The organism is Caenimonas terrae (assembly GCF_042655405.1).
Taxonomy (GTDB): domain Bacteria; phylum Pseudomonadota; class Gammaproteobacteria; order Burkholderiales; family Burkholderiaceae_C; genus Ramlibacter; species Ramlibacter terrae_A.
Genome location: NZ_JBHSMF010000006.1, coordinates 1,157,260 through 1,179,171, shown reverse-complemented (window position 1 = coordinate 1,179,171; position 21,912 = coordinate 1,157,260). Strand labels below are relative to the sequence as shown.

The 21,912-nt window shown below is 66.4% G+C and carries 19 protein-coding genes; 9 read left to right on the top strand and 10 right to left on the bottom strand.

The features are described from left to right. The first annotated feature begins 38 nt into the window (after nt 1–38). Genes rfbA through ACFPOE_RS12565 form a run of 3 tightly spaced genes read left to right on the top strand, consistent with a single transcriptional unit; the run spans nt 39 to nt 1,713 of the window. A complete protein-coding gene (rfbA, locus tag ACFPOE_RS12575; protein WP_376850427.1) occupies nt 39–926 on the top strand; it encodes a glucose-1-phosphate thymidylyltransferase RfbA in 888 nt (295 codons plus the stop codon). Continuing rightward, nucleotides 923–1,486, top strand: a complete 564-nt coding sequence (rfbC, locus tag ACFPOE_RS12570) for a dTDP-4-dehydrorhamnose 3,5-epimerase (RefSeq protein ID WP_376850426.1) — start codon at nt 923–925, stop codon at nt 1,484–1,486. Before rfbA ends, rfbC begins: the two co-directional genes overlap by 4 nt. Continuing rightward, nucleotides 1,486–1,713 (top strand): sulfurtransferase TusA family protein, encoded by a 228-nt coding sequence (locus ACFPOE_RS12565; protein WP_376850425.1) that lies wholly within the window; start codon nt 1,486–1,488, stop codon nt 1,711–1,713. The genes rfbC and ACFPOE_RS12565 overlap by 1 nt, the downstream gene beginning before the upstream one ends. An 11-nt stretch (nt 1,714–1,724) precedes the next feature. Here the strand turns inward: ACFPOE_RS12565 and galU are convergent, their stop codons facing one another. Then, a complete protein-coding gene (gene galU, locus ACFPOE_RS12560) occupies nt 1,725–2,618 on the bottom strand; it encodes a UTP--glucose-1-phosphate uridylyltransferase GalU (protein WP_376850424.1) in 894 nt (297 codons plus the stop codon). Nucleotides 2,619–2,724: 106 nt separating this feature from the next. On the opposite strand from galU, the gene ACFPOE_RS12555 reads away from it, so the two are divergent. Beyond that, nucleotides 2,725–3,741 carry an NAD(P)-dependent oxidoreductase gene (locus ACFPOE_RS12555; RefSeq protein WP_376850423.1) on the top strand — a complete coding sequence of 339 codons (1,017 nt, stop codon included), beginning with the start codon at nt 2,725–2,727 and terminating at the stop codon, nt 3,739–3,741. On the opposite strand, the gene ACFPOE_RS12550 is transcribed toward ACFPOE_RS12555, so the two are convergent. The 4 genes from ACFPOE_RS12550 to ACFPOE_RS12535 form a co-directional block, all read right to left on the bottom strand. Further along, nucleotides 3,738–6,587, bottom strand: coding sequence for a valine--tRNA ligase (locus tag ACFPOE_RS12550; RefSeq protein ID WP_376850422.1), 2,850 nt, complete (start codon nt 6,585–6,587; stop codon nt 3,738–3,740). The genes ACFPOE_RS12555 and ACFPOE_RS12550 overlap by 4 nt on opposite strands. Before the next feature lie 85 nt (nt 6,588–6,672). Then, nucleotides 6,673–6,870: a DUF2783 domain-containing protein gene (locus ACFPOE_RS12545; RefSeq protein ID WP_376850421.1), complete on the bottom strand. Its 198-nt coding sequence runs from the start codon at nt 6,868–6,870 to the stop codon at nt 6,673–6,675. Then, nucleotides 6,867–8,591 carry an FAD-dependent monooxygenase gene (locus tag ACFPOE_RS12540; RefSeq protein ID WP_376850420.1) on the bottom strand — a complete coding sequence of 575 codons (1,725 nt, stop codon included), beginning with the start codon at nt 8,589–8,591 and terminating at the stop codon, nt 6,867–6,869. The genes ACFPOE_RS12545 and ACFPOE_RS12540 overlap by 4 nt, the downstream gene beginning before the upstream one ends. Beyond that, a complete protein-coding gene (locus tag ACFPOE_RS12535; protein WP_376850419.1) occupies nt 8,591–9,211 on the bottom strand; it encodes a VOC family protein in 621 nt (206 codons plus the stop codon). Before ACFPOE_RS12535 ends, ACFPOE_RS12540 begins: the two co-directional genes overlap by 1 nt. 191 nt (nt 9,212–9,402) lie before the next feature. Between ACFPOE_RS12535 and ACFPOE_RS12530 the strand changes: the two genes are divergently transcribed. The 4 genes from ACFPOE_RS12530 to ACFPOE_RS12515 all read left to right on the top strand — a co-directional run bounded on the left by ACFPOE_RS12530 (nt 9,403) and on the right by ACFPOE_RS12515 (nt 12,659). After that, nucleotides 9,403–9,957, top strand: a complete 555-nt coding sequence (locus ACFPOE_RS12530; RefSeq protein WP_376850418.1) for a phosphatase PAP2 family protein — start codon at nt 9,403–9,405, stop codon at nt 9,955–9,957. A 214-nt stretch (nt 9,958–10,171) separates the two neighbouring features. Beyond that, entirely contained in the window at nt 10,172–10,594 is a 423-nt protein-coding gene (locus ACFPOE_RS12525) for a rubrerythrin family protein (protein ID WP_376850417.1), read from the top strand. Nucleotides 10,595–10,710: 116 nt separating this feature from the next. Continuing rightward, nucleotides 10,711–12,066 carry a heterodisulfide reductase-related iron-sulfur binding cluster gene (locus tag ACFPOE_RS12520; protein ID WP_376850416.1) on the top strand — a complete coding sequence of 452 codons (1,356 nt, stop codon included), beginning with the start codon at nt 10,711–10,713 and terminating at the stop codon, nt 12,064–12,066. 2 nt (nt 12,067–12,068) lie between these two features. After that, a complete protein-coding gene (locus ACFPOE_RS12515) occupies nt 12,069–12,659 on the top strand; it encodes a DUF3501 family protein (RefSeq protein WP_376850415.1) in 591 nt (196 codons plus the stop codon). A gap of 3 nt (nt 12,660–12,662) precedes the next feature. Here ACFPOE_RS12515 and ugpQ read toward each other — a convergent pair whose 3' ends face one another. From ugpQ to ugpB, 5 genes are all read right to left on the bottom strand, one after another. After that, entirely contained in the window at nt 12,663–13,421 is a 759-nt protein-coding gene (gene ugpQ / locus ACFPOE_RS12510) for a glycerophosphodiester phosphodiesterase (protein WP_376850414.1), read from the bottom strand. An 8-nt stretch (nt 13,422–13,429) separates the two neighbouring features. Further along, a complete protein-coding gene (ugpC, locus tag ACFPOE_RS12505) occupies nt 13,430–14,437 on the bottom strand; it encodes a sn-glycerol-3-phosphate ABC transporter ATP-binding protein UgpC (protein WP_376850413.1) in 1,008 nt (335 codons plus the stop codon). A 94-nt stretch (nt 14,438–14,531) separates the two neighbouring features. Then, the gene (gene ugpE, locus ACFPOE_RS12500) at nt 14,532–15,383 is read right to left on the bottom strand and encodes a sn-glycerol-3-phosphate ABC transporter permease UgpE (protein WP_376850412.1); all 852 of its coding nucleotides are present in this window, start codon (nt 15,381–15,383) and stop codon (nt 14,532–14,534) included. Nucleotides 15,384–15,419: 36 nt separating this feature from the next. After that, complete coding sequence (gene ugpA, locus ACFPOE_RS12495) at nt 15,420–16,304, bottom strand: sn-glycerol-3-phosphate ABC transporter permease UgpA (RefSeq protein ID WP_376850411.1); 885 nt, start codon at nt 16,302–16,304, stop codon at nt 15,420–15,422. An 84-nt stretch (nt 16,305–16,388) separates the two neighbouring features. Continuing rightward, on the bottom strand, nt 16,389–17,693 hold the full coding sequence (gene ugpB / locus ACFPOE_RS12490) for a sn-glycerol-3-phosphate ABC transporter substrate-binding protein UgpB (protein ID WP_376850410.1): 1,305 nt from the start codon (nt 17,691–17,693) through the stop codon (nt 16,389–16,391). Nucleotides 17,694–17,905: 212 nt separating this feature from the next. On the opposite strand from ugpB, the gene ACFPOE_RS12485 reads away from it, so the two are divergent. Further along, nucleotides 17,906–21,847 carry a DUF3683 domain-containing protein gene (locus ACFPOE_RS12485; protein WP_376850409.1) on the top strand — a complete coding sequence of 1,314 codons (3,942 nt, stop codon included), beginning with the start codon at nt 17,906–17,908 and terminating at the stop codon, nt 21,845–21,847. The last annotated feature ends 65 nt before the right edge of the window (nt 21,848–21,912 follow it).

Below are 21,912 nucleotides of genomic sequence, written 5' to 3'. Positions count from 1 at the left end.
CGTCGGAAGACAACCGACAGAAAACGTACTCAGAAATAATGCTTCCCCGCAAAGGCATCATCCTCGCCGGCGGTTCCGGCACCCGCCTGCACCCCGCGACACTGGCGATCAGCAAGCAGTTGTTGCCGGTGTACGACAAGCCAATGATCTATTACCCGCTGAGCACGCTGATGATCGCGGGCATCCGTGACGTTCTCGTGATCAGCACGCCGCAGGACACGCCGCGCTTCCAGCAACTGCTGGGCGACGGCAGCCAGTGGGGCATGAACCTGCAGTACGCCGTCCAGCCGAAGCCGGAAGGACTTGCGCAGGCGTTCATCATCGGCGCCGACTTCGTCGGCGACTGTCCCAGCGCCCTGGTGCTTGGCGATAACGTCTTCCACGGGCATGACTTCGTGCACCTGCTGGCGCAGGCCGACAAACAGGCCAAGGGCGCCACGGTGTTCGCATACCACGTGAACGATCCCGAACGCTATGGAGTAGTGGCCTTCGATGAGCAGGGGCGCGCCAGCAGCATCGAGGAAAAGCCTGCTGCTCCCAAGAGCAACTTTGCGGTGACGGGCCTGTACTTCTACGACAACCAGATCGTCGAGATCGCCAGGTCGATCAAGCCCAGCGCGCGGGGCGAGCTGGAGATCACCGCGGTCAACCAGCATTACCTGGAAATGCGCCAGCTCAATGTGCAGATCATGACCCGCGGCTATGCCTGGCTGGACACGGGAACCCATGACAGCCTGCTCGAGGCCAGCCAGTTCATCGCCACCCTGGAGCACCGGCAGGGACTGAAGATCGCCTGTCCGGAGGAAATCGCCTGGCGCAGCGGCTTCATCAGCACCGACCAGTTCGAAGCCCTGGCGCAGCCTCTGATCAACAACACGTACGGTCAGTACCTGATGCGCATCCTGAAAGAAGAGACCGGCGGATGAAGGCCACCGCCACAGCCATCCCCGAGGTCCTGATTCTCGAGCCCACCTTCCACGGCGATGCCCGCGGTTTCTTCTACGAGAGCTACAACCAGCGCGCCTTCGAAGCCGCAACCGGTCTGCGGCCCACCTTCGTCCAGGACAACCACAGCCGCAGTCTCAAGGGTGTTTTGCGCGGCCTGCACTACCAGATCAGGCAACCGCAGGGCAAGCTGGTGCGCGTCGTGCAGGGCTGCGCCTTCGACGTCGCGGTGGACGTCCGCAAGGGCTCGCCCACCTTCGGCCGCTGGGTCGGGGTCGAACTGAGCGAAGACAACCATCGTCAGCTCTGGGTCCCGGAGGGCTTCGCCCACGGCTTCGTGGTCACCAGCGAGTCGGCGGATTTCCTGTACAAGGCCACCGACTACTACGCCCCGCAGCACGAACGCTGCATCGCATGGGATGATCCGGAGATCGGTATCGACTGGCCGCTGCAGGGGCCGCCCAGCCTGTCGGCCAAGGACGCTGCCGGTGTCCGGCTGGCCGATGCCGACGTCTTCGAACCAACGCCCAGGAGCCTCTGATGAAAATCGACAAGGAAATCGACACCCGCGGCCTGAACTGCCCGCTGCCCATCCTGAAGGCCAAGAAGGCGCTGACGGACATGCACACGGGCGAGCTGCTCAAGGTGATTGCCACCGACGCCGGGTCGGTGCGGGATTTCCAGGCTTTCGCCAAGCAGACCGGCAACGAGCTGGTGGAGCAGCAGAACGCCGGCCAGGAATACATCCACGTGCTGCGCCGCCGCTGAAGGCGCGCCGCTCAGGCCCGCAGCGGCAATTTCTTCAGATAGTCCTGGAAGCGGGCGCCGACCTCGGGGTGCCTGAGCGCCAGTTCCACGGTCGCCTCCAGGAAACCTTCCTTGCTCCCGCAGTCGTAGCGCTTGCCCAGGTACTGCAGCGCATGCACACCCTCGCTTGCGATCAGCGCGGCGATGCCGTCGGTCAGCTGGATCTCGCCGCCGGCGCCGCGGTCCTGGTTGCGGATCCGGGCGAACACGCCCGGTGTCAGGATGTAGCGGCCGGCCACGCCCATCCGTGAAGGCGCGTCGGCCGGCTTGGGCTTCTCCACCATCGCGGAGACCTTCGTCAGGCGCTCCCCGACCAGTTCGCCGGCCACGATGCCGTAGCGGTTGACATGCTCCAGCGGCACTTCCTGCACGGCCAGCAGCGAGGTCTGCACCTCCAGGAACTTGTCCACCATCTGGCTGAGGACCGACGGGCCGCCGTCCGGGCCGCACATCAGGTCGTCCGCCAGCAGCACCGCGAACGCGTCGTCGCCGACCAGCGCCTCGGCGCACAGCACCGCATGGCCCAGGCCGAGCGAGCGCGACTGCCGCACATAGGTGCAGTCCATGTCGTCCGGCTTGATCGAGCGCACCAGCGCCAGCAGGTCCTGCTTGTGGCCGGCTTCCAGCTCGGTTTCCAGCTCGTAGGCGGTGTCGAAGTGGTCCTCGATGGCGCGCTTGTTGCGGCCGGTGACGAAGATCATGTGGCGGATGCCGGCGTCGTAGGCCTCCTCGACGGCGTACTGGATCAGCGGCTTGTCGACCACCGGCAGCATTTCCTTGGGCTGGGCCTTGGTGGCCGGCAGGAAGCGGGTGCCGAGGCCGGCAACCGGAAATACTGCTTTGGTAATCTTCTTGAAGTGATTCATCGGCCGCGAAAAAAGGATATCGTTGCAGTGCGTAAGGAATTTACCTAACGGGCGAGCCAGTATGCGGTGAAGCGTGTCCGGCTACCTGTCAGACAGGATGCACTAGTTGGACATCTTACTTCTCGAACGTCTCGTTCCCGAGGCACTCGCCTGGCTCGAGGAACGGCACCATGTGACCACGCGGCTGGACCTGGGCAACGATGCCAGCGCCGTGCGCAAGGCCCTGTACAACGCCGCTGCCGTGGTGGTGCCGCGCAAGATCGCCGTCACCCGCGAGATGCTGGATTTCGCGCCGGTGCTCAAGGCGGTGGCGCGCATGCAGTCCGGGGGCGACAACACCGACCTGGAAGCCTGCCGGGAACGCAAGGTGCGGGTGATCCAGGCCACCACCGCGAGCGTGCGCGCCAACGCGGAGTACCTGCTGGCCGGCCTGCTGCTGCTGTACCGGCGCGGTTTCGGCGCCACCCTGGCCGGCGACAACCATTCCGAGATCCGCCCCGGGCGCGAGCTGCATGGCAGCACGGTCGGCATCTTCGGCCTGGCGCCGACCGCCCATACGCTGGCCCCGCTGCTCAGCGCGCTCGGCGTCAAGCTGATCGGCTATGACCCGGCGATCCACAGCACGGCGCCGATCTGGGACAAGCTGCAGATCCAGCCGGTCTCGCTGCCGGAACTGCTGTCGCAGGCCGACGGCATCTCGGTCCAGGTGATGTTCGCCTCGCGCTACCTGGGCTTCATCAACGACAAGATGCTGGCGCACTGCAAGCCGGGCCAGGTGTGGACCGGCATCAGCCGCTCCCACCTGTTCGATCCGCAGGCGCTGGCGCGAGCGCTCACTGACGGGCGGATCGAGGCTGCGGTGCTCGATGGCGCCCAGTCAAGCTTCGCGGCCAAGGGCTCGCCGCTGCACGGGCTGCCGAACCTGACGCTGACGCCGCGGCTCGGCTCCTTCACGCAGGAAGCGCGCATCCGCGCCAGCTGGTACGTGGCGCAGCGATTGCACGAGGCGCTGGCCGGCCCGCTGCACGGACCCGAACCGGGCCCCTCCGGCCCGATGGAGCTGGACGGCCCGGTCAGCAGCCTGGGGCCGCTGAGCGGCCCCGCCAGCCTCGAAGGACCCTAGGCCAGGCGCGCCAGCTGCTCGCGCAGCTTGCCCAGGGTGGCGCTGAACTCGCCGATGCGCTTGCGCTCCTGCTCGATCACGGCTGGCGGCGCCTTGGCCACGAAAGCCTCGTTCGAGAGCTTGGCGTTGGCCTTGCTGATCTGCTCTTCCAGCCGCGCCGCTTCCTTGCCCAGGCGCACCTGTTCGGCGGCGACGTCGATTTCCATGAACAGGCACAGGCGCGCCTCGCCGACCACCGCGACCGGCGCGGCCTGGGCGGCGGCGGTCCAGGCCGCTTCCTCGTCGAACACCTTCACTTCGCTCAGCTTGGCCAGGGCCTGCAGCACCGGCGCGGCCTCGCGCATGAAGGCGGCGTCGCCCACCGCGTACAGCGGCAGCCGGGTGGCGGGCGAGACGTTCATCTCGCCGCGCAGCGTGCGCGAGGCATCGACCACCGCCTTGAGCTTGGCGACGTAGGCTTGCGCCTGCGGATCGATCGCCCCCGGATTGGTGACGGGGTAGGGCGCGATGCTGACGGAGTCGCCGCTCTTGCCGGCCACCGGCGCCACCTTCTGCCACAGCTCCTCGGTGATGAACGGAATCACGGGATGGGCCAGCCGCAGGATGGCTTCCAGCACCCGGATCAGCGTGCGGCGGGTGCCGCGCTGCTGGCTGGCACCCGCTTGCGGGTCCTCGAATTTCTCGGCGGTCTGGATCTGCACCTTGGCGATCTCGAGGTACCAGTCGCAGAACTCGTCCCAGACGAACTGGTAGATGGTGTTGGCGACGTTGTCCAGCCGGTACTCGGCGAAGCCCTTGGCCACCTCGGCTTCCACCCGCTGCAGGGTGGAGACGATCCAGCGGTCGGCCGCCGTCAGCGTGGCGCCGGCCTCGGCCAGGTCCTGGCCTTCGGTGTTCATCAGCGTGAAGCGGGTGGCGTTCCAGAGCTTGTTGCAGAAGTTGCGGTAGCCCTCGCTGCGCTTGGCGTCGAAATTGATGTTGCGGCCCAGGGACGCCAGCGACGCGAAGGTGAAGCGCAGCGCATCGGCACCGAAGGCGGGGATCCCGTCCGGGAATTCCTTCTCGGTGTTCTTGCGCACCGCGGGCGCGGTCTCGGGCTTGCGCAGGCCGGTGGTGCGCTTGCCCAGCAGCTCGGGCAGGGCGATGCCGTCGATCAGGTCCACCGGGTCCAGCACGTTGCCTTCGGACTTGCTCATCTTCTTGCCGTGCGAGTCGCGCACCAGGCCGTGGATGTAGACGTCGCGAAACGGCACCCGGCCGGTGAAGTGGGTCGTCATCATGATCATCCGGGCGACCCAGAAGAAGATGATGTCGTAGCCTGTGACCAGCACGGTGGACGGCAGGTACAGGTCGTAGTCGGGCGCGCCGGTGTCCGGCCAGCCCATGGTGGAAAAGGGCACCAGCGCCGACGAATACCAGGTGTCCAGCACGTCCTCGTCGCGCCGCAGCGTCTTGCCCGGCGCCTGGGCCTGCGCGTGCGCTTCGTCGCGCGCGACGTAGACCTTGCCGTCCTCGTCATACCAGGCCGGGATCTGGTGGCCCCACCAGAGCTGGCGCGAGATGCACCAGTCCTGGATGTTGTTCATCCACTGGTTGTAGGTGTTGACCCAGTTCTCCGGCACGAACTTCACGGCTCCGCTGTCGACCGCATCGATCGCCTTCTGCGCGATGGATTTTCCGGTCGGGTCCTGCTCGCTCACCTTGCTCACGGCCACGAACCACTGGTCGGTCAGCATCGGCTCCACCACCTGGCCGGTGCGGGCGCAGCGCGGCACCATCAGCTTGTGCTTCTTGGTCTCCACCAGCAGGCCCAGCGCCTCCAGGTCCTTCACCACCTGCTTGCGGGCCGCGAAGCGGTCCAGGCCCTGGTACTTGGCCGGTGCGTTCTCGTTGATCCTGGCGTCCAGCGTCAGCACGCCGACGATCGGCAGCTTGTGGCGCTGGCCGACGGCGTAGTCGTTGAGGTCGTGGGCGGGCGTCACCTTGACCACGCCGGTGCCGAACGCGCGGTCCACGTAGTCGTCGGCAATGATGGGGATCTCGCGGTCGCAGAGCGGCAGCTTGACGCTCTTGCCGATCAGGTGCCGGTAGCGCTCGTCCTCGGGGTGCACCATCACCGCCGTGTCGCCCAGCATGGTTTCGGGCCGGGTGGTCGCCACCGTCAGCGAGCCGCTTCCGTCGGAGAGCGGATAGGCTATGTGCCACAGGAAGCCGTCCTCCTCTTCGCTTTCCACTTCCAGGTCGCTGACCGCGGTCTTGAGTTCCGGGTCCCAGTTCACCAGCCGCTTGCCGCGGTAGATCAGGCCCTGCTCGTACAGCCGCACGAAGGTTTCGGTCACCACCTTGGACAGCTTGTCGTCCATGGTGAAGTACTCGCGCGACCAGTCCACGCTGTCGCCCATGCGGCGCATCTGGGTGGTGATGGTGTTGCCGGACTGCTCCTTCCATTCCCACACCCGGGCCACGAAGTTCTTGCGGCCCAGGTCATGGCGCGACTGCCCCTGCTCCTGCAGCTGGCGCTCCACCACGATCTGGGTGGCGATGCCCGCGTGGTCGGTGCCCGGCACCCACACCGTGTTGAAGCCGCGCATCCGGTGGTAGCGCGTCAGGCTGTCCATGATGGTCTGGTTGAAAGCGTGCCCCATGTGCAGCGTGCCGGTCACGTTCGGCGGCGGCAGCTGGATCGCGAACGCCGCCTCGCCTGCGGCCGGCTGGCCGGTGCCGCGGAAGCCGGCGCGGCCGTAGCCGCGTTGCTCCCACAGCGGGCCCCACCGGGCCTCGATGGCGTGCGGTTCGAATGACTTGGAGAGGCTCTCCAGGCCGGGTTGCTTGGGCGTGTCGCTCATGGCGGGCAATCGGGAAATGAAAAGCGGCACCCATGGGTGCCGCTGGATGACCGGGTGGGGAAGCCGCGATTTTAGCGGCTGCGCCTCATTCGGACACGGGCGCCGGGTTTGCCGCCGCTTCCACGCATTCGCGCAGCACCTTGGCGTCGCCGACCTGGTTGGCCAGCAGCAGGATCAGGCGGGCGTTGAGCAGTTCGGACTGCGCCGGGCTCAGGCCCTGGTGGGCGTCCAGCAGCTGTTCATAGAAGCCGTCGGCGTCCTGCAGGTTGAGCGCGGTCTTCATGCGTTTTCTCCTTGCAGCGCGGCGCCCAGCGCCCGGCCCAGCGCATGCACCAGCGCCGCGTCGACGCTCTCGCCGGTGGCCGCGACGTAGCTGTCGGGGCGGATCAGCGCCCAGGCGTGGCCGAAGACATGGCAGGCGCCCTGCACATGGCCCTGCGGGTCGCGCACGTGCTCCAGCGCGCCGGCCCGACCCTCGGCCCCCAGCACCTGTACGCAGCGCAGTGGCGCGGTCTGCGCCAGCGTCCGCAGCCGCTCCAGGCTGGAGCGGCTGGCGTCGCCGAACAGCAGCAGCAGCAGGTTGCCGTCGGCCCATTGCAGCAGGTCGTTGATCGTGCCGCGCGAGCCGTCGGGCCAGGCGAAGGAGACGTTCTGCACCGGCAGGCCGCCGGTGCGCTCGCAGGCGCTGGAGCGCGAGTACGGATTGGCGATCGCCATCCGGCCGGTGTTGACCAGCTGGCGGGCGAACGGGTGCTGGCGCGCCAGGCCCAGCACAGCGTCGCGGAAGGTCTTCTCGATGCCGGCCAGCGGCCGCAGGAAGCGGCCGGTCCGGTTGGTGACTTGCACGTTCTGGGTGGCCGCCTCGTGCCGCTCCTCGTGGTAGCTGTCCAGCAGCGACGGCGCGGCGGTGCCACGGACCACGGCCGCCAGCTTCCAGGCCAGGTTGTCGGCGTCGGCGATGCCGGTGTTGCCGCCGCGGGCGCCGAAGGGGCTGACCACCTTGGCAGCGTCGCCCATGAAGAACAGGCGCCCGTGGCGCATCCGGTCGACGCACTCGCTCTTGTACGCATAGGGCCCGACCCAGACGATTTCCACCTCGGTCTCGGCGCCGAACTGGCGCGCCAGCCGTTCGCGCACCACCTCCTCGCGGCTCACCTGCTCGGGGTCCGCATCCGGCGGCATCTGGTAGTCGATCCGCCAGACGTCGTCGCCCATCAGGTGCTGCCAGACGGCCCGGTTCTCGTTGAAGGGCGCCTCGATCCAGGTGTGGCGCTCGGCCGGCGGATGCACGGTGAAGCGGACGTCGGCAATGCACCAGCGGTCGTCGCCCTTCCTGGCGGTGACCGAGGCGCCCACCCATTTGCGGAACGGCGTGTGCGAGCCGCTGGCGTCGATCACGTGCTCGGCCCGGATCCGGTAGTCGCCGGCCGGCGTGGAGACCGACAGCGTCGCCCCGGTGTCGTCCTGGTCGAATGCGGTGACCCGGTTGTTCCAGCGGATCTCGACGTGGCCCAGCTCCCCGATCCGGTCGACCAGGAAGCCCTCGATGTAGAACTGCTGGATGTTGATGAAGGGCGGCTGGCTCGACAGGTTGTAGGCGCTCTGCTGGCGCAGGTCGAAGGAATAGACCTCGTCCTTGCCGGCGAAGGTGCGGCCCACGCTCCACTGGATGCCCTTGGCCGCGATCGGCTCGTAGACCCCGAGCCGTTCGAAGATCTCCAGCGAGCGCTGGGTGTAGCAGATGCCGCGCGAGGAGGCGCCCTTGACGCCCACCGTGTTGTCCTCGTCCAGCAGCAGCGCCGGCACGCCGTAGCGCGCCAGCGCGCAGGCCATGGTCAGGCCCGCCAGGCCGGCGCCGACGATCACGATCGGGTGGCGGCCGACCTGGCCGGAGGCGATTTCCGGCGGCTCGACGAACGGGTATTCGGGCAGGACGTAGCCCTTGCCTTCGGTGAATTGGTAGCCGTTGCGAAACGCCGTCTCGGCGTAGCCGGGCGCAGCCATCAGCGCTTCGCCGCCACTTCCGGACGGTCGTTGCGCTGGGGCTTGAGCGGCTCGGCCACCTTGCCGGCAGCGCGGTCGGCGCGCCACTGCTCCTTGCGCGCGGTCCACTCGGCCAGCCGGGCGTGGGCGGTCTTGCTTTCCTGCAGCATCTGGAATTCGTCGGCCAGCTGGGCTGTCAGTTCGAGCCGGACGCCGTTGGGGTCGAAGAAGTAGATGCTGTGGAAGATGTGGTGGTCGGTGATGCCCAGCACCTCGATGCCGTTGGCTTCCAGCCGCTCCTTCATGTCGCGCAGCGCCTGCTGCGAATCGACCCGGAACGAGATGTGGTTCACCCAGGCCGGCGTGTTGGGCGAGGGCAGGGCCGCCTCGTCGTTGCCGAGGTCGAAGAAGGCGATGAACGAGCCGTCCTGCAGCCGGAAGAAGAAGTGCGTGTACGGGCAGTACTCGCCGGTGCTGGGGACGTGGTCGCTCTGGATGATGTGGTACAGCGGCAGGCCCAGGATGTCCTCGTAGAAGTGCCTGGTTTCCTCGGCGTCCCTGGCGCGGTACGCGTAGTGATGCAGCTGGTGGATGGGTGCCGGTGCCGGCAGCAATTTCGGGTCTTTGAGAACGGCGGCCATTGGAGTCTCCGAGAGTCGAGGACGGTGCAGGAGGATTTACCCATGCGTAACGCATTTACTATAGCGTAATTGGGCGCCGTCACGGGCCATCGCTCCGGCGCCTGGCGCGCCCCGGATGCGCTTTCCATGCTGCTATCCTCGACGCCGGCATCCGAATGGAAAAGCCCTCCGCCGTTGAATGAAGGAGAACGATGCGTCACCCCCAACTCGCGCAAGTCGCTTCCTGCGCCACGCTGCTGCTGGCCTCTACCTTCGCCACGCATGTGGGGGCGCAGGTTGTCGCGAAGACCGACCGGTTCGGCGATGCGATGGAAATCCTGCTCCCCGCGGCGGCGGCGGCACTGACCCTGGAACGCGGCGACGTCCAGGGACTGAAGGAATTTGCCTTGTCCGGCGCCCTTGCGGTGGGGACGACGGAAGTGCTCAAGCGGGCCGTCAACAGCCCCAGGCCGGACGGGAGCTCGGGCGGCTTTCCGTCAGCGCATACCTCCATCGCCTTCGTTTCGGCGGCCTATGTTCACCAGCGCTACGGCGCGCAGTGGGCGATGCCCATGTACGGACTGGCCACGCTGGCCGGCTATAGCCGGGTTAGGTCGCACGCGCACTTCACCAAGGACGTGCTGGGCGGCGCCCTGATCGGCATCAGCTCGGCCTTCTTTCTGACCCATCCGTTGAGTGCCCGGACCCAGGCGACGGTGGGCATGGAAGGGCGCACCCTGCAAGTGATCATCAGATCTCAGCTGTAGCGGGACAAGTTCCGCCAGCTGTTGCGGCGCTCGCCTCACCGGAGCCCGGCTCGAGCTCCTTGCTCCTTCCGAAAGCAGGCTCGATGCCCATTCTCAATCCTGCGCATTGACGCAGCCAATTAGACGCAGGCGTGGCGCGGGGCTACTCTCACGGGGTCTTCGACCTCGTGTTCAAGGCGTTTTTAGATTCATCAACCCACTAGGAGATTTCCACATGGCAGCACTCAAAGGCTCCAGGACGGAAGAAAACCTGAAGGCCGCCTTTGCCGGCGAATCCCAGGCCAACCGCCGTTATCTGTACTTCGCAAACAAGGCCGACGTCGAGGGCCAGAACGATGTCGCAGCCCTGTTCCGCTCCACCGCCGAAGGCGAGACCGGCCATGCGCACGGCCATCTCGAGTGGCTCGAGCAATGCGGCGACCCGGCCACCGGCATGCCGATCGGCCCGACCCGCGACAACCTGAAGTCCGCCGTCGCCGGCGAGACCCACGAGTACACCGACATGTACCCCGGCATGGCCAAGACCGCCCGTGAAGAAGGCCACGACGAAGTGGCGGACTGGTTCGAGACGCTGGCCAAGGCCGAGCGCTCGCACGCCAACCGCTATACCCGCGCGCTGAACGAGCTGGTCGACTGACTTGCGGCCTTGCGGACAGATCGGGGCGCAAGTTCCGCTCTGTCCGCAACCGGTTATTTTTGCTGGGCGCTGCCCGCAGCGCCCAGTGCAAAGCATCGATCCTGAAAGAGAAGAACATGGCAGCAGCACGCGAAGGCAACCTGGAAGCCCCCACCCGTCATCCGATCGACTGGAAGAACCCCGAGTACTACGACGAGAAGAAGACCTTCGACGAGCTGGAGCGGATCTTCGACATCTGCCATGGCTGCCGCCGCTGCGTCAGCCTGTGCGCGTCGTTTCCGACGCTGTTCGACCTGATCGACGAGAGCAAGACCGGCGAGGTGGACGGTGTGGAGCGCAAGGACTACTGGAAGGTGGTCGACCAGTGCTACATGTGCGACCTGTGCTACATGACCAAGTGCCCCTACGTGCCGCCGCACGAGTGGAACGTGGACTATCCGCACACCATGCTGCGCGCCAAGGCGATCAAGTTCAAGCAGGGCGGGGTCGGCTTCGGCGAGAAGTTCCTGTCGTCGACCGACGTGCACGGCCAGTTCGCCGGCATCCCGATCGTGACGCAGGTCGCCAACGCGGTGAACCAGACCAAGCCGGCGCGCGCGCTGATGGAAAAGACGCTGCACGTGGACGAGAACGCCTGGCTGCCGGCGCTGGCGACGCGCAAGTTCCGCTCCGGCGCGCCCAAGTCGAAGGACTTCAGCATCCGGGACGGCGCCAAGACGCCGGGCAAGGTGGCGATCTTCGCCACCTGCTACGTCAACTACAACGAGCCGGGCATCGGCCACGACCTGCTCAAGGTGCTGGAGCACAACGAGGTGCCGTACGTGCTGGTGAACAAGGAGAAGTGCTGCGGCATGCCCAAGCTGGAGCTCGGCGACCTGGAGTCGGTCGACGAGAGCAAGCGGGCCAACATCCCGGTGCTGGCGAACTATGCGAAGGAGGGCTACGCGATTCTCACCGCGGTGCCCAGCTGCACGCTGATGTTCAAGCAGGAGATCCCGCTGATGTACCCCGGCGACGCCGACGTGCAGGCGGTCAAGGAAGCGATGTGGGACCCGTTCGAATACCTGATGCAGCGCAAGCGCGACGGCCTGCTCAAGACCGACTTCAGCAAGCCGCTGGGCAAGATCAGCTACCAGATCCCCTGCCACTCGCGGGTGCAGAACATCGGCAAGAAGACCGAGGAGATGCTCAAGATGGTGCCGGACACCTATGTCCACACCAACGAGCGCTGCTCCGGCCATGCCGGCACCTACGGCGTGAAGGTCGGCTCGCACGAGGTGGCGCTGAAGATCGGCAAGCCGCTGTTCAAGAAGATGGCCGAGCACCCGCAGGGCGGACTGCCGGACTTCATCAGCTCCGACTGCCCACTGGGCGGCCACCACATCGACCAGGGCTTCGACGTCAACGCGCTCGGCACGCCGCGGCTGGAGCATCCGCTGACGCTGGTGCGGATGGCTTACGGATTGGAATGAATATGCAATTGACCGGAAAAATCACCCGCGACAGCCTGATGACGCTGGAGGCGTACAGCAAGTACCGCAAGGAGCGCAAGTCGGAGGTGATCGCCCACCGCAAGCTGCGCAGCGTGCCGCTGGGCGACCACATCAACCTGCAGTTCGAGAGCGAGCTGACGATCCGCTACCAGATCCAGGAGATGCTGCGGATCGAGAAGATCTTCGAGGAGGAGGGCATCGAGCAGGAGATCGAGGCCTATGCGCCGCTGATGCCCGACGGCAGCAACTGGAAGGCCACGATGCTGATCGAGTATCCCGACGTCAACGAGCGCAAGCGCGAGCTGGCGCGGCTGATCGGCGTGGAGGACCGGATGTTCGTCGAGGTGGAGGGCCATCCCAGGGTCTACGCGATCGCCGACGAGGACCTGGACCGCGAGAACGACGAGAAGACCTCGGCCGTCCACTTCGTGCGCTTCGAATTCACGCCGGAGATGAAGGCAGCGGTCAAGGCCGGCGCCAGCGTCAAGCTGGGCTGCGACCACACCAACTATCCGGCCCACACGATGATCGCGCCGGAAACGCTGGCCTCGCTGGCCGGCGACCTCAGGTAGCCGTCAGGCCGGCGCGAACAGGTCGACCCGGTCGGTGATGATGCCGTCGGTGCCCAGCAGCAGCAGCCGCTGCGCCGCCCATTCGTCGTTGACGGTGTAGCTCAGGCACTTCATGCCGGCGCCGTGGACCCTGGCGACGGTCGCCGCGTCCCACAGCGCGTGGTTGCAGACCACGGCCACGCAGTCCAGTGCGACGGCCTGTTCCAGCCAGCCGTCCTTGAGCGTCTCCAGCAGCAGGCCGCGCGGCAGCTGCGGCGCGGTGGACCTGGCGCCTTCCAGCGCCTCGGGCTTGAACGACGTCAGCAGCGGCGGCACCGGCGCGTTGTTCCACAGCCGGTCGGCATGCCTTGCCACGACCTCGCCGGTGCGGCGTTCCGCGCCCGGCGTCGGCTTGATCTCGATATTGAGCAGGTGGCCGTTGGCCATGCACCAGCGCGAGACGTTCTCCAGCGTCGGCAGGGGCTCGCCGGCAAAGGCGCGGCTGTGCCAGCCACCGGCGTCCAGCTTCGCCAGTTCGCTCCACGGATGGTCGCCGCCGACCGCGCTGGCGGCCGGGCCGAGGATCTCGCGCGCATTGGTGGTGCGCGTGAGCGTCGCATCGTGCATCAGGAAGGGCACGCCGTCGGCCGACAGCTTGGCGTCGCATTCGAACATCCGGTAGCCGTGGCCGGCGCCGGCGCGGAACGCCGCCAGCGTGTTTTCGGGCGCCAGCTTGCCGGCGCCGCGGTGGGCGATCCAGCGTGGGTAGGGCCAGTGCTGCATCGCCGGCCTCAAAGCCGCTTGCCGCTGCCGGCGTCGAACCAGTGCAGGCGGTCCTCGCGTGGCTGGATGTGGATCGTGGAACTAGGCGCCGGCACCGGCTGGCCTTCCTCGACGCGCACGATCAGCTGCTCGTCGTCGCCCAGGCGTGCGTAGATCAGGCGCTCGGCGCCCAGCAGCTCGGTGGTCTCCACCCGCACCGGCCAGCCGCTCTGGCCCACGTCCAGGTGCTCGGGCCGGATGCCCAGGATGGTGTTGGGCCGGCCGCCCGGCGCGTTCTTGAGCAGGTTCATCGGCGGCGAGCCGATGAAGCTTGCAACGAAGGTGGAGGCGGGCCGGTGGTAGACCTCCTCGGGGGTGCCGAACTGCTCCATCACGCCGGCGTTCATCACGATCATGCGTTCGGCCAGGGTCATCGCCTCCACCTGGTCGTGGGTGACGAACAGCGCCGTGATGCCCAGTTCGCGGTGCAGCTTCTGGATTTCCAGCCGGGTCTGGGCCCGCAGCTTGGCGTCGAGGTTGGACAGCGGTTCGTCGAACAGGAACACCTGCGGCTCGCGCACGATGGCGCGGCCCATCGCCACGCGCTGGCGCTGGCCGCCGGAGAGCTGGCGCGGCGTGCGATCCAGCAGGTGGCCCAGCTCCAGGATGGCGGCGGCCTTGTCGACCCGGGTCTTGATCTCGGCCACCGGCATCTTCTTGATCTTCAGGCCGTAGGCCATGTTGTTGAAGACGCTCATGTGCGGGTAGAGCGCGTAGTTCTGGAACACCATCGCGATGTCGCGCTCGGCCGGCTCCAGGTCGTTCACCACGCGCCCGCCGATCGAGATCTCGCCGCCGGAGATTTCCTCCAGGCCGGCGACCATGCGCAGCAGGGTGGACTTGCCGCAGCCCGAGGGGCCGACGATGACGATGAATTCCCGGTCGGCCACGTCGGCGTTGACGCCGTGGATGACCTGCAGCGCCTGCTTGCCCTTGCCGTAGCTCTTGGTGACGTTCTTGAGTTGGATGGAAGCCATGTCTCTTTCTAGTCAATCGGGGACAGAGCTGAAGGTCTGTCCCCGAGGTCTCTAATCAGTCGGGGACAGAGCTGAAGGTCTGTCCCCGAGATATTTACTTTTCGGTGTCAACCAGGCCCTTGACGAACCACTTCTGCATCCCGACCACCACGATGGCGGGCGGCAGCATGGCCAGGATCGCGGTGGCCATCACGACGTTCCAGGCGTTGGCGGCATCGCCGCCGGCGATCATCCGCTTGATGCCGATCACCACCGGGTACATGTTCTCGCTGGTGGTCGCCACCAGCGGCCAGAGGTACTGGTTCCAGCCGTAGATGAACTGGATGACGAACAGCGCCGCCATCGAGGTCTTGGACAGCGGCAGCAGGATGTCCTTGAAGAAGCGCATCGGCCCGGCGCCGTCCATCCGCGCCGCCTCCACCAGTTCGTCCGGCACCGTGAGGAAGAACTGCCGGAACAGGAAGGTGGCGGTCGCCGAAGCGATCAGCGGGATCGTCATGCCGGCGTAGCTGTTGAGCATGCCCAGGTCCGACACCACCTTGTAGGTCGGGCCGATCCGCACCTCCACCGGCAGCATCAGCGTGACGAAGATCGCCCAGAAGCACAGCGAGCGGAACGGAAAGCGGAAGTACACCACGGCGAAGGCCGACAGCAGCGAGATCGCGATCTTGCCGAAGGTGATCACCAGGGCGTTGATCAGGCTGACGGTCATCATCCGCGCCACCGGTGCGTGCGAGCCGGAGCCGCCGCTCTCCCCGAACAGGGCGGCCTTGTAGGTCTCCCAGAAATTTCCGCCGGGCAGCAGCGGCATCGGCCGCTGCACGATCTCGGCAGCCGTGTGGGTGGAGGCGATGAAGGCCAAGTAGAGCGGGAAGGCGACGATGCAGATGCCCAGCACCATCACCACGTGGGACAGCGCCCGCAGGCCGGGACGGCGTTCAACCATGGCAGCTCTCCCGCCCGTGACGACACAGATGGACCATCAGTACTGCACCTTCTTTTCCACGTAGCGGAACTGGACGACCGTGAGCGCCACGACGATCAGCATCAGGATCACCGATTGCGCGGCCGAGCCGCCCATGTCCATCGCCTTGAAGCCGTCGTGATAGACCTTGTAGACCAGGATCGAGGTCTCGGCGCCCGGTCCGCCTTCCGTGGCCGCATCGACGATCGCGAAGGTCTCGAAGAAGGCATAGACGACGTTGATCACCAGCAGGAAGAAAGTGGTGGGCGACAGCAGCGGGAACTGGATGGTCCAGAACCGGCGCCACGGCTGCGCGCCGTCGATGGCGGCCGCCTCGATCAGCGACTTGGGAATCGACTGCAGGCCGGCCAGGAAGAACAGGAAGTTGTAGGAGATCTGCTTCCACACTGCCGCCATCACGATCAGCGCCATCGCCTGCCTGCCATTGAGCAGGTGGTTCCAGTCGTAGCCGAAGTGCCCGAGCGCATAGGCCACCACACCTAGCGAGGGCGAGAACATGAAGACCCACAGCACCGCCGCGACGGCCGGCGCCACCGCGTACGGCAGGATCAGCATGGTCTTGTACGCCGTGGCGCCGCGCACGATGCGGTCGGCAAACACCGCCAGCATCAGCGACAGGCTGATGCCGCTGACGGCCACCAGCACCGAAAAGACAGCCGTGGTCTTGAACGATTCCACGTAGCTCGGGTCGTCCCACAGGCGCTGGAAATTCTCCATTCCCACCCACTGGACGGCCGACGTGCCGAAGGCGTCCTGGGCCTGCACCGATTGCAGCAGCGCCTGGCTGGCCGGCCAGAAGAAGAACACCGCGATCACGATCATCTGGGGCGCCAGCAGCGCCCAGGGCAGCCATCGCGAGCGGAAGACGACGCGTTTTTCCATGAAGCTCCGGAAAGAATTGGGACGGCCGCCTCGAGGGCGGCCGCGTCACTATATCGCCGGCGAGCGGGCCTGCGCCCGCGGCGCTCAGCCCTTGTTGGCCTTTTCGAAGCGTTCCAGCAGTTCGTTGCCGCGCTTGACGATGGCGTCCAGGCCCTCCTTGGCGGTCTTCTTGCCGGCCCAGACCTGCTCCAGTTCCTCGTCCTCGATGGTGCGGATCTGCACGTAGTTGCCCAGGCGGATGCCGCGCGACTTGTCGGTCACCTTGCGGATCATCTGGTTGACCGCCACGTCGGTGCCGGGGTGCTCCTTGTAGAAGCCCGATTGCTCGGTCAGCTTGAACGCCGCCGTGGTGATCGGCAGGTAGCCGGTGCGCTTGTGGCTGGCCGACTGCACTTCAGGCTTGGACAGGTAGTCGAAGAAAGCCGCTACGCCCTTGTAGTGGGACGCCGGCTTGCCGGCCATCACCCACAGGCTGGCGCCGCCGATGACGGTGTTCTGCGGCGCGCCGGGCACGTCCGGGTAGTAGGGCATGGGGGCCAGCGCGTAGGCGAACTTGGCGTTCTTGGCGACGTCGCCGTAGAAGCCCGCCGAGGTCTGGATCATCGCGCACTCGCCGGAGGTGAACGCCGCCTGCGGCACGCTGTTGCGGCCCTTGTAGATGAACAGGCCCTGCTTGGCCATGTTGGCCAGGTTCTCGATGTGGCGCACGTGCAGCGGCGAATTCACCTTCATCCGCGCGTCCAGGCCGGCCAGGCCGTTCTGCTTGGACGCGAACTCCACGTTGTGCCAGGCGGAGAAGCTTTCCAGCTGGGTCCAGCCCTGCCAGGCCAGCGTCAGCGGGCACTTGTGGCCGCTGGCCTTGAGCTTGGCGGCGGCCAGCGTCACTTCCGGCCAGGTTGCCGGCGGCTTGTTCGGGTCCAGGCCGGCGGCCTTGAAGGCATCCTTGTTGATGTAGAAGATGGTGGTCGAACTGTTGAACGGGAAGCTCAGCATCTGGCCGTTGGGCGCGGTGTAGTAGCCGGCGACCGCAGGCACGTAGGCGGCCGGGTCGAACTTGTAGCCGGCGTCGGTCATGACCTTGCCCACCGGCACGATCGCGCCCTTGCTGGCCATCATGGTGGCGGTGCCCACTTCGAACACCTGCAGGATGTCGGGCGCGTTGCCGGCACGGAAGGCGGCGATCGCGGCGGTCATCGATTCGTCGTACTGGCCCTTGTAGGTGGGCACGACCTTGTAGTCCTTCTGGCTGGCATTGAAGTCCTTGGCCAGGTCGTTGACCCATTCGCCGTTGACCGCGGTCATCGAGTGCCACCACTGGATCTCGGTCTGGGCCTGCGCCGTGAGGGAAAGGACTGCCGCGAGTGCGACCGCGTACCGTTTTAGTTTCATGAATGCTCCTGGATGAAAGATGCAAGCGTACGAATTTTTTGTGACAGCAGATTGAAGCGTGGCGCACCAGGCCTCACAAGCGGGGTTTCCATGAGGCGGGCGCGCCGTTCGCGCCGCAGGGCCGCACCGGCGCAGCCCATACTTCTTGCTGCACTGCGGTAACATCCCCATTCAGCCCTCCAGATGCTTTCATCCGGCTGAATACCACACCGATGAACGCACCCACAACGCTCAACCAACTCATGGCCGCGGCCCCGGGCGACGCGCCTCGCCTGCGGGAGATTCCGTACAACTACACGTCGTTCTCCGACCGCGAGATCGTGATCCGCCTGCTCGGCGCGCGGGCCTGGGAGGTGCTGAACCAGCTGCGCGAGGAGCGCAGCACGGGCCGCTCCGCGCGCATGCTGTACGAGGTGCTGGGCGACATCTGGGTGGTCCAGCGCAATCCCTACCTGCAGGACGACCTGCTGGACAACCCCAAGCGCCGCCGCATGCTGGTGGACGCCCTGCAGCACCGGCTGGCCGAAGTGGAAAAGCGCCGCACGCCGCAGGTGGACCCGACGCGCGACGCGGTGGTGGGCGAGCTGCTCAGGGGCGCGGCCCGGGCGATCCGCGCCTTCGACGCCAGCTTCACCGCGGCCGCCGACCTGCGGCGCCGCACCCAGCGCGTGCTGCGCCGCTGCACCGCCAAGGACAACATCAAGTTCGACGGCCTGTCGCGGGTGTCCCACGTGACGGATGCCACCGACTGGCGGGTCGAATATCCGTTCGTGGTGCTCACGCCCGACACCGAGGCCGAGATGGCCGGCCTGGTCAAGGGCTGCATCGAGCTGGGCCTGACCATCATCCCGCGCGGCGGCGGCACCGGCTACACCGGCGGCGCGATCCCGCTGACGTGGAAGAGCGCGGTGATCAACACCGAAAAGCTGGAGGCCATGACCGAGGTGGAGATGATCTCCATCCCGGGCCACGCGCAGCCGGTGGCTACCGTGTGGACCGAGGCAGGCGTGGTGACGCAGCGGGTGGCCGACGCCGCCGAGCGCGGCGGCTTCGTGTTCGCGGTCGACCCGACGTCGGCGGAAGCGTCCTGCATCGGCGGCAACATCGCGATGAACGCCGGCGGCAAGAAGGCCGTGCTGTGGGGCACCGCGCTGGACAACCTGGTGTCCTGGCGCATGGTGACGCCGCAGGCGCAGTGGCTGGAGGTCACGCGCCTGGACCACAACATGGGCAAGATCCATGACGCCGAGGTCGCCACCTTCGAGCTCAAGTACTTCGAGGCCGACGGCAAGACCCCGGTGCGCACCGAGCAGCTGGCGATTCCCGGCGCCACCTTCCGCAAGGAGGGCCTGGGCAAGGACGTGACGGACAAGTTCCTGTCCGGCCTGCCGGGCATCCAGAAGGAAGGCTGCGACGGCCTGATCACCAGCGGCCGCTGGGTGGTGCACCGGATGCCCAAGCACACGCGCACCGTCTGCATGGAATTCTTCGGCAACGCGCGCGACGCGGTGCCCAGCATCGTCGAGATCAAGGACTTCATGTTCGCCGAGCAGAAGCGCTCGGGCGTGCTGCTGGCCGGCCTGGAGCACCTGGACGACCGCTACCTGAAGGCGGTCGGCTATTCGACCAAGTCCAAGCGCGCCATCCTGCCCAAGATGGTGCTGGTGGGCGACATCTCCGGCGACGACGCCGACGCGGTGGCCCGCGTCACCTCGGAAGTGGTGCGGATCGCCAATTCGCGCAGCGGCGAGGGCTTCATCGCCATCAGCCCGGAGGCGCGCAAGAAGTTCTGGCTGGATCGCAAGCGCACGGCGGCGATCAGCAAGCACACCAACGCCTTCAAGATCAACGAGGACGTGGTGATTCCGCTGCCGCGGATGGCCGAATACACCGACGGCATCGAGCGCATCAACATCGAGCTGAGCCTGCGCAACAAGATCAAGCTGGCCGACGAACTGGAAGCCTTCTTCAGCCGCGGCAGCCTGCCGCTTGGCCAGCACGACGACGCCAACGAGATCCCGTCAGCCGAATTGCTGGAGGACCGGGTCGGCCAGGCGCTGCAGCTGGTGCGCGAGGTGCGCGCGCAGTGGAAGGACTGGCTGCAGAACGTGGAACCGCTGTTCCCGCAGCTGCAGGACCACAGCCTGCGCGCCAGCTGGAAGACCCAGATCCGCGCGCCGCTTCAGGTGATTTTCACCGGCGAGGCCTTCGCCGGCATCCTGGCCGAGTGCAACGCGATCCACAAGAAGGTGCTCAAGGGCCGGGTCTGGGTGGCGCTGCACATGCACGCCGGCGACGGCAACGTGCACACCAACATCCCGGTCAACAGCGACGACTACGACATGCTGCAAAGCGCCCACGGCGCCGTCAAACGCATCATGGCGCTGGCGCGCTCGCTCAACGGCGTGATCTCGGGCGAGCACGGCATCGGCATCACCAAGCTGGAATTCCTCACCGACGAGGAATTGAAGCCGTTCGCCGACTACAAGGAGCGGGTCGACCCGGAAGGGCGCTTCAACAAGGGCAAGCTGCTGCGCCACGCCCAGGCTCCTTCGACAGGCTCAGGACAGGCTCCTTCGACAGGCTCAGGAGAGGTTCCGTCGGACGGCAACGGTGCGCCGCTGCTGGGCGTCTATGCCGACCTGACCAACGCCTACACGCCCAGCTTCGGGCTCATGGGGCACGAGTCGCTGATCATGCAGCAGTCGGACATCGGCGCCATCGCCGACAGCATCAAGGACTGCCTGCGCTGCGGCAAGTGCAAGCCGGTCTGCGCCACCCACGTGCCGCGGGCCAACCTGCTGTACAGCCCGCGCAACAAGATCCTGGCGACCTCGCTGCTGGTGGAGGCGTTCCTGTACGAGGAGCAGACCCGGCGCGGGGTGTCGATCAAGCACTGGGAAGAATTCGAGGACGTGGCCGACCACTGCACCGTCTGCCACAAGTGCGAATCGCCGTGCCCGGTCAAGATCGACTTCGGCGACGTCTCGATGAACATGCGCAACCTGCTGCGCAAGATGGGGCAGAAGAGCTTCCGGCCCGGCAACTTCGCGGCGATGCTGATGCTCAACGCCACCAATCCGCAGACCATCAAGTTCATGCGCTCGGCGATGGTGGACGTCGGCTTCAAGCTGCAGCGCCTGGGCAACGACCTGCTGCGCGGGCTGGCGCGCAAGCAGGTGACCAGCCCGCCCTCGACCCACGAGCGGGCGCCGGTGAAGGAGCAGATCGTCCACTTCATCAACAAGAAGTTGCCGGGCGGGCTGCCGAAAAAGACCGCGCGGGCGCTGCTGGACATTGAGGACAAGGACTACGTCCCGATCATCCGCAACCCCAAGACCACCAACGCGGAGACCGAGGCGGTGTTCTATTTCCCGGGCTGCGGATCGGAGCGGCTGTTCTCGCAGGTCGGCCTGGCCACCCAGGCGATGCTCTGGCATGCCGGGGTGCAGACGGTGCTGCCGCCGGGCTACCTGTGCTGCGGCTATCCGCAGCGCGGCTCGGGGCAGTTCGACAAGGCCGAGAAGATCATCACCGACAACCGGGTGCTGTTCCACCGCGTCGCCAACACGCTGAACTACCTGGACATCAAGACGGTGGTGGTCAGCTGCGGCACCTGCTACGACCAGCTGCAGGGCTACGAGTTCGACAAGATCTTCCCGGGCTGCCGGATCATCGACATCCACGAGTACCTGCTGGAAAAGGGCATCACGCTGCAGGACCATGCCGGCTACCTCTATCACGATCCCTGCCACACGCCGATGAAACTGCAGGACCCGATGAAGACGGTCAAGGGGCTGATGGGCGACAACGTGCGCAAGTCGGACCGCTGCTGCGGCGAGTCGGGCACGCTCGGCGTGACGCGTCCCGACATCTCGACCCAGGTGCGCTTTCGCAAGGAAGAAGAACTGCGCAAGGACGAAGCTGCGTTGCGGGCGTCCGGCAAGGTCGGTCCGAAGGAGGACATCAAGATCCTCACCAGCTGCCCGAGCTGCCTGCAGGGGCTGACGCGTTTCGGCGCCGACCTGCAGAACGGATTGCTGGAGGCCGATTACATCGTGGTCGAAATGGCCAACAAGATCCTCGGTGCGGACTGGATGCCGCAGTACGTGGCAGCGGCCAACAGCGGCGGCATCGAACGCGTTCTCGTCTGATTGGTGGGCGAAGGGCGGGCGTGCAGCGGTTCAAACTGCAGGGGATCGTGAATTCCGGCACGTGC

Coding starts and splice junctions, on each gene's coding strand:
- ACFPOE_RS12540 (WP_376850420.1), bottom strand. CDS start 8,591: ATGGCTGCGCCCGGCTACGCCGAGACGGCGTTTCGCAACGGCTACCAA.
- ACFPOE_RS12515 (WP_376850415.1), top strand. CDS start 12,069: ATGCAATTGACCGGAAAAATCACCCGCGACAGCCTGATGACGCTGGAG.
- ugpA (WP_376850411.1), bottom strand. CDS start 16,304: ATGGAAAAACGCGTCGTCTTCCGCTCGCGATGGCTGCCCTGGGCGCTG.
- ugpE (WP_376850412.1), bottom strand. CDS start 15,383: ATGGTTGAACGCCGTCCCGGCCTGCGGGCGCTGTCCCACGTGGTGATG.
- ACFPOE_RS12485 (WP_376850409.1), top strand. CDS start 17,906: ATGAACGCACCCACAACGCTCAACCAACTCATGGCCGCGGCCCCGGGC.
- ACFPOE_RS12545 (WP_376850421.1), bottom strand. CDS start 6,870: ATGAAGACCGCGCTCAACCTGCAGGACGCCGACGGCTTCTATGAACAG.
- ACFPOE_RS12565 (WP_376850425.1), top strand. CDS start 1,486: ATGAAAATCGACAAGGAAATCGACACCCGCGGCCTGAACTGCCCGCTG.
- rfbC (WP_376850426.1), top strand. CDS start 923: ATGAAGGCCACCGCCACAGCCATCCCCGAGGTCCTGATTCTCGAGCCC.
- ugpQ (WP_376850414.1), bottom strand. CDS start 13,421: ATGCAGCACTGGCCCTACCCACGCTGGATCGCCCACCGCGGCGCCGGC.
- ACFPOE_RS12520 (WP_376850416.1), top strand. CDS start 10,711: ATGGCAGCAGCACGCGAAGGCAACCTGGAAGCCCCCACCCGTCATCCG.
- ACFPOE_RS12525 (WP_376850417.1), top strand. CDS start 10,172: ATGGCAGCACTCAAAGGCTCCAGGACGGAAGAAAACCTGAAGGCCGCC.
- ugpC (WP_376850413.1), bottom strand. CDS start 14,437: ATGGCTTCCATCCAACTCAAGAACGTCACCAAGAGCTACGGCAAGGGC.
- ACFPOE_RS12535 (WP_376850419.1), bottom strand. CDS start 9,211: ATGGCCGCCGTTCTCAAAGACCCGAAATTGCTGCCGGCACCGGCACCC.
- rfbA (WP_376850427.1), top strand. CDS start 39: ATGCTTCCCCGCAAAGGCATCATCCTCGCCGGCGGTTCCGGCACCCGC.
- ACFPOE_RS12530 (WP_376850418.1), top strand. CDS start 9,403: ATGCGTCACCCCCAACTCGCGCAAGTCGCTTCCTGCGCCACGCTGCTG.
- ACFPOE_RS12550 (WP_376850422.1), bottom strand. CDS start 6,587: ATGAGCGACACGCCCAAGCAACCCGGCCTGGAGAGCCTCTCCAAGTCA.
- ugpB (WP_376850410.1), bottom strand. CDS start 17,693: ATGAAACTAAAACGGTACGCGGTCGCACTCGCGGCAGTCCTTTCCCTC.
- galU (WP_376850424.1), bottom strand. CDS start 2,618: ATGAATCACTTCAAGAAGATTACCAAAGCAGTATTTCCGGTTGCCGGC.